Origin of the sequence: Pedomonas mirosovicensis (assembly GCF_022569295.1) — a bacterium.
GTDB classification, from domain to species: Bacteria; Pseudomonadota; Alphaproteobacteria; order Sphingomonadales; family Sphingomonadaceae; genus Pedomonas; species Pedomonas mirosovicensis.
Genome location: NZ_JAKFIA010000001.1, coordinates 2720001 through 2725887 on the forward strand (window position 1 = coordinate 2720001; position 5887 = coordinate 2725887).

Here is a 5887-nt window from a genome sequence, read left to right on the forward strand (position 1 = left end):
ACTCGCGGTGCTGGTAGTTCGCGCCGAAGTGCAGCTGGTTGTCACCGATCTTGGGCGCATAGACGAGGCGGGTGCCGAACAGCCAGGAGTCGTCGCCCCGGTCGCCGGAAATGGCATGGTTGAAGAAGCCGGCATCAAACTTCAGGTCGCCCTGGGCATAGCCCACGGAGCCGCCCAGACGGCGGCCGGAGTAGAAGGCCTCGGTGATCTGAGCCCGCTCCATGAAGGTAATGAAGCGCGAGGAGGTCATCTGCTCCAGGCTGTGGTGGGTTTCCATGTTGCCGAGCTTGACGCTGAACGGCGAGTCCTTCGGCGCATACTCGATGAGTATGTCGCCATAGCCGACCTCTTCCGGATCAGCGAAATCGAACTCGGCCTTGTATTTGAAGTCACCCGGCATGGCGCCTTCAACGCCGATGCGGGCGCGGCGGAAGTAGCTGTCGATGCCCAGCTCCTTGCCGTCCACCAGGTTGTCCGGGTCGGTGACCATGCCGACGTCATACTGGATGCGGCCACGGACCTTGAAGGTGAAGCCACTGCCGGAGGACTGCGGCGCACCCTTCCAGCTGGTCTCGCCACCCTGCTCTTTCTTGGCGATCTGCGCTTTCAGCTCTTCCATCTGCGACTGCAGAGCCTGGAGCTGCTCTCGCAGCTGCTGGGTCTCGGATGGACCGGCTTCCTGCTGGGCCCATGCCGGCGCGGCGATAATGTTCGCCCCGACGAGCGCCGTCGCCAGCAGGACAGCGCGATACCTGTTCTTCGTGGTCATGAAATACCCTCACTGATTGGGTGCGTTGCAGGCCCGCATCTAAGGGCGTCGCGTGAATTTTCCGCGACAGAAACATGACAGTTTTGTTACGCAAGCACCCTGTCGAGGGCTGTGGCTTTAATACAACAGAAATAAAACGGTCATTTTAGCCCCCGCCGGACGGCGAGGCGGAGCATCAGCAAAGGCCGGCGGGTAGCGCGTTGTCATAAAAGGGTCAGCAAGCTGCCGCGCAACCCAAACGAAAACGGCACAACTGCGTTTCCGACAGCTGTGCCGTTTGGCTGATTTTCTGAAGGTAGGTTGCGCTTAGGCAGCGTTCTCGGCGGTATCGGCCGTCTCGACGCCCTCTTCGGGCTTGACCTTGCGAGGACGGCCACGGCGACGACGGCGGGGAGCCTCCTCGCCTTCGGCGGGAGCAGCGCCAGCCTCTTCCGCGCCGGCGGCCTCGGCAACCGGTTCCGCACGCGTCTCAGACGGAGCTTCCGGCGCAGCGGGCTCCAGGCCCAGGCTGTGCTGAACGCTCGGGCTGACATAGGCCGCCTGCGGCGCAGTCGTCTCGGTCACATCCTCATCGTAACCGCCCTCGTCGGTATCGCGGTCATCGCGATCCCGCGAGCGGGGCGCATCATCGTAGCGCGACCGGAACTCGGCCAGCACGCGATAGTAGTGATCGGCGTGCTGCATATAATATTCAGCGAGAATCCGGTCACCCGACGCCGTCGCGTCCCGCGCCAACGATTTGTATTTTTCCAGCAGTTGCTGAGCATTGCCGCGAATGCGCGCGTCGTTGCGGTTCCCCGCTTCCATCGGGCGACCGCCTGACTGTGCAGGGCGCCCACCGCCGCGTCCTCTACGGCGACCGCTTTGTCCGTTTCTCATTGACCCGTTCTCAAAAAAATTTTGCCCTTAGGGCAATCGCCCCATACGTCGGCGCACGTCGGGCGCCGTCATGCCCTGCAATCCGCGTTTTCGGAAATCAGGTGGCAGAGGAAACCATCAACCCTACCGACTTCGTGTCTAACCGTTTCCCGGCATCTTTCCAAGGAAATTCTCACCTCTCCAGCACTCGACGCAGCGGGGATGCCCGGCCAAGTCGTTGTGAACTCTGACAGACAAGCCGCAGGCCTCGGCGATGCGACCAACCGCCTCGGCCTGGGTGTAGCCGATCTCGAAAAGGCGTGGCCCCGGGGCGGAGGAGGTCGGGCAAGCTCGGGGATGATACGCCGGTAATCGTCGAGCCCGTCCGGCCCCGCAAACAGAGCCGTCACAGGCTCAAACGCTGCAACTTCAGGTGAGAGGGCCTCCCCTTCGCCGATGTAGGGCGGGTTGGCGAGGATGCAATCGAATGTCCCGACAAGCGCCCCGGCCCAGTCTCCCACGATGAAGGCGGCACGCTCCTGAAGCCCCAGCCGCGCCGCGTTGTCGGCCGCCACCATCGCTGCCGCCTCCGAGCGGTCAACGCCAACCCCAAAACTGCCGGGGAATTCATGCAGCACGGAAAGCAGCAGGCAGCCGGAGCCGGTGCCAAGATCAAGCACGCGGGCGGGCCGCTCCTGCGGAAAGGCGCTCAGCGCCGCCTCGACGAGCGTTTCGCTGTCCGGCCGGGGGATGAGCGTGGCAGGCGTCACCCGGAAGTCGAGCGACCAGAATTCGCGCATGCCGGTGATGTAGGCCACCGGCTCATGGGTTTCGCGGCGGGCCACCAGCGCCTCGAAGGCGCGGACCTCCGCATCGGTGATCTCGCGGCTGGTGTCGATCAGCATGACAAGGCGCGGCATGCCCAGCACATGGGCCAGCAGCACCTCGGCATCCAGCCGGGGATCAAGAAGCCCTGCGGCGGCGAGTTGCCCCGCCGCCCGGCGCATGGCCTCAGCCCGCGTCATCCAGCTGGGCCAGCTTCTCGGCCTGATCCTCGTTGATGAGCGCCTGAATCAGCTCCTCCAGCGCCTCGCCTTCCAGAACCAGATCGAGCTTGTGAAGAGTGAGATTGATGCGGTGGTCCGTCACCCGGCCTTGCGGGAAGTTGTAGGTGCGGATGCGCTCCGACCGGTCGCCCGAGCCGACCTGCGACTTGCGGGCATCGGCCCGCTCCCGCGCGGCTTTCTCGCGCTCGATCTCATACAGCCGGGCACGCAGGATCTTCAGCGCCTTGGCCTTGTTCTTGTGCTGGCTCTTCTCGTCCTGCTGGCTCACCACAAGCCCGGTGGGCAGGTGGGTAATCCGCACGGCGGGTCGGTGGTGTTGACCGACTGGCCGCCGGGACCGGAGGAGCGGAACACATCGATGCGAAGATCCTTTTCGTCGATCTGCACATCCACCTCTTCCGCCTCGGGCAGCACCGCGACGGTCGCGGCGGAGGTATGAATGCGCCCGCCCGATTCGGTGGCAGGCACGCGCTGGACGCGATGCACGCCGGATTCGAACTTCAGCTTGGCGAACACGCCCTGCCCGGTGATGGAGGCAACCACTTCCTTGTAGCCGCCCACGTCCGACGGCGAGGCGGAAATCATCTCCACCTTCCAGCCCTGGCTTTCGGCATAGCGGGTGTACATGCGGAACAAATCGCCCGCGAACAGTGCCGCCTCATCGCCGCCGGTGCCGGCGCGAATTTCAAGGATGGCGGATTTCTCGTCGGCCACGTCCTTGGGCAGCAGCATGATCTGCAGCGTGCGCTCGGCCTCGGGCAGTTGGGCCCTGAGGGCTTCCACCTCGTCGCGGGCCAGCGCCTTCATTTCGGCGTCCGCCCCGGCGTCGTTCAGCAGGCTTTCCGCTTCTTCCAGCTCGGTCGCCAGGCGAGCCAGCGCATTGGCCGCCTCGACCACCGGATTGAGCTCAGCATATTCCTTCGACAGCTTGACGAACCGGTCCGCCGAGGCAGACGGATCAGACATCTCGCGCGACAGCTCTGCATGGCGCAGGCGGATGCGATCGATCTTCGCTTGAGGGATGGAAGGCATGACTTAATCCCGATACGACTGCAACGCGACCTCGACCTCGGCCAGCGGCACGCCCGCTGCTCACCGGTGGTCAGATCCTTCAGCATAAGTTCGCCCCGCGCCAGCTCGTCCTCACCCAAGATGAGGGCAACCGGACTGTGCGCGTCGTTCGCCCGCGAAAGGCGCTTCTTCATGTTGCCCCGAAAGCCCTGCTCCACCCGGAAGCCAAGGCGGCGCAGGCGGGCGGTGAGCGCGGTGGCCTCCCCTTGCGCGGCCTCGCCCAGCGGAATGACGGCAATGGGGCCCTTGCCTTGCGCGGGCAGGTCGACAAGCAGCGCCAGCCGCTCGATGCCCCCAGCCCAGCCGATAGCCGGTGTCGCTGGGCCGCCCAGCTGCTCGATGAGGCCGTCATAGCGCCCGCCGCCGATGACGGTCCCTTGCGCGCCGAGGTGAGTGGTCGTGAACTCGAAGGTGGTATGGCAGTAGTAATCGAGCCCGCGCACCAGCCGGGGCTGAACGACATAAGGAATGCCGACAGCCTCCAAACCCTTGAGCACGGTTTCGAAATACTGACCCGCGTCAAGCGAGGAACTGGTCGAGCAGCGGCGCGTCAGCCACCAGCTTTTTGTCGCCCTCGTCCTTCGGATCAAGAATACGAAGCGGGTTCTTCTCCAGCCGGTTGCGGCTGTCCTCGCCCAGCGCGTCGCGGTGTCCCGAGAAATAGTTCACCAGCGCATCCCGCCACTTGGCGCGGCTCTCGCCGTCGCCCAGCGTGTTGATCTCCAGCTGTACCTTGCCGGCCAGCCCCAGCTCGTCCAGCAGGTGGGCGGCCAGGGTAAGCAGCTCGATATCCGCCTGCGGTTCGCCCGCCCCCAGAATCTCGGCGTCGATCTGGTGGAACTGGCGGTAACGCCCCTTCTGCGGGCGCTCATAACGGAACATCGGGCCATGGGCCGCCAGCTTCAGCGGGGCCAGTTGCTGCCAGCCGTTGGAGATGAAGGCGCGACACAGGCCCGCCGTGAACTCCGGGCGCAGGGTGAACGATTCGCCGCCCCGGTCCTCGAAGGTGTACATCTCCTTCGAGACCACGTCCGTCGCCTCGCCGATGCCACGGGCAAACAGTTCGGTGAATTCGAAAATCGGCGTATCGACCGGCTGGAACCCGTAAAGCCTGGCGAGACGATGGAAGGTTTCCACCACCTTGGCAAAACGCTGTGCATCTTCACCGAAAAGGTCATGCGTGCCACGCACGGAGCTGAAGCTTGGACATGCCGATCAATCTCCTTCGAGCGGCGCTTATAGAAACAAAAGCAGCCCGGTGGAAATGCCAAGTTAAAGGCCGGGCCGCCAGAAAGCCCCACGCATACGGGCAATAGCGCGAGACGAGACGGCCCGCCCCCGGAACAGCAATGCCTGCCCCGGCGTTGACCGACCAGGGTCCATCCTTCGTTCGGGAGAACGCCATGCTGCCGCCGACTACCCGTCGCGTCGTCGACAACTCGTCCGCCGTTGCCAACGCCCGCATTCGCGACCGCACCGAGCGTCGCCTGATGTACTACGCGCGCAACCCGGAGCTGATCGACGGGCGACTGCGCGAACTGGACCGGGAGTGGGACATCGAACGCATGGTGGAGACCAGCTCCTCCACCCTGTCCCTGGCAGGGTTCGTGCTGGCCGTTGCCCGCCGCGACCGTCGCTGGCTGCTGCTCCCGTTCGGCGTTTCCGCCTTCATGCTGCAACACGCCCTGCAAGGCTGGTGCCCGCCCATCCCGCTGCTGCGCCGCCTCGGCGTTCGTACCGCCAGCGAGATCGATGCCGAACGCTACGCCCTCAAGGCCCTGCGCGGCGACTTTGGACCCGGCGCCCGCCGCCCCGGCAGCTTTCGCCAGCTCGCCCGCCAGGCGCTGGAGGCGGCAAGCGCCAGCTGATGGGCAGAGGGCTTTCGTTTTCCGATTTGCAGGAGGGTCATGGCCCCTCCTGCACCTCCTGCTTTTATCAGGGCGTGCGCGGCATGAAGGACTCGGCCCGATAATGATCGAATAAAAAGGGCCGCACCCGTCATCACGGGCCTGGCTCTTTGAAACGACCGGGGGTGGCGGGGAACTAGTTCCCCCTGCCTATAACAACCCTACGCTGCGGAGGCGGCGCCCTCGGCGGCGGCCTTGGCGGCTTCGATTTCGGC

4 protein-coding genes and 2 pseudogenes (1 of these 6 running past the window's edge) are annotated in these 5887 nt (G+C 64.8%); 1 reads left to right on the forward strand and 5 read right to left on the reverse strand.

Translation table 11 applies throughout. The annotated features are described in order from the left end of the window. The 5 genes and pseudogenes from L0C21_RS13045 to hisS all read right to left on the reverse strand — a co-directional run. On the reverse strand, nt 1-769 hold the 5' portion of the coding sequence (locus tag L0C21_RS13045) for an OprO/OprP family phosphate-selective porin (RefSeq protein ID WP_259278766.1). 656 nt of this gene lie to the left of the window's left edge; 769 of the gene's 1425 nt are visible here — the first part of the coding sequence; its start codon is at nt 767-769; its stop codon lies off the left edge, out of view. Nucleotides 770-1075: 306 nt separating this feature from the next. After that, nucleotides 1076-1648 carry a DUF4167 domain-containing protein gene (locus L0C21_RS13050; protein WP_259276441.1) on the reverse strand — a complete coding sequence of 191 codons (573 nt, stop codon included), beginning with the start codon at nt 1646-1648 and terminating at the stop codon, nt 1076-1078. A 68-nt stretch (nt 1649-1716) separates the two neighbouring features. After that, complete coding sequence (gene prmC / locus L0C21_RS13055; RefSeq protein ID WP_259278767.1) at nt 1717-2652, reverse strand: peptide chain release factor N(5)-glutamine methyltransferase; 936 nt, start codon at nt 2650-2652, stop codon at nt 1717-1719. Further along, nucleotides 2639-3726, reverse strand: a pseudogene (gene prfA, locus L0C21_RS13060) (peptide chain release factor 1). Before prfA ends, prmC begins: the two are co-directional and overlap by 14 nt. A 50-nt stretch (nt 3727-3776) precedes the next feature. Further along, nucleotides 3777-4956: pseudogene (gene hisS / locus L0C21_RS13065) on the reverse strand (histidine--tRNA ligase); the annotation flags it as partial. 212 nt (nt 4957-5168) lie between these two features. Between hisS and L0C21_RS13070 the strand changes: the two are divergent. Then, the gene (locus L0C21_RS13070; RefSeq protein ID WP_259276445.1) at nt 5169-5633 is read left to right on the forward strand and encodes a hypothetical protein; all 465 of its coding nucleotides are present in this window, start codon (nt 5169-5171) and stop codon (nt 5631-5633) included. Nucleotides 5634-5887 lie beyond the last annotated feature (254 nt).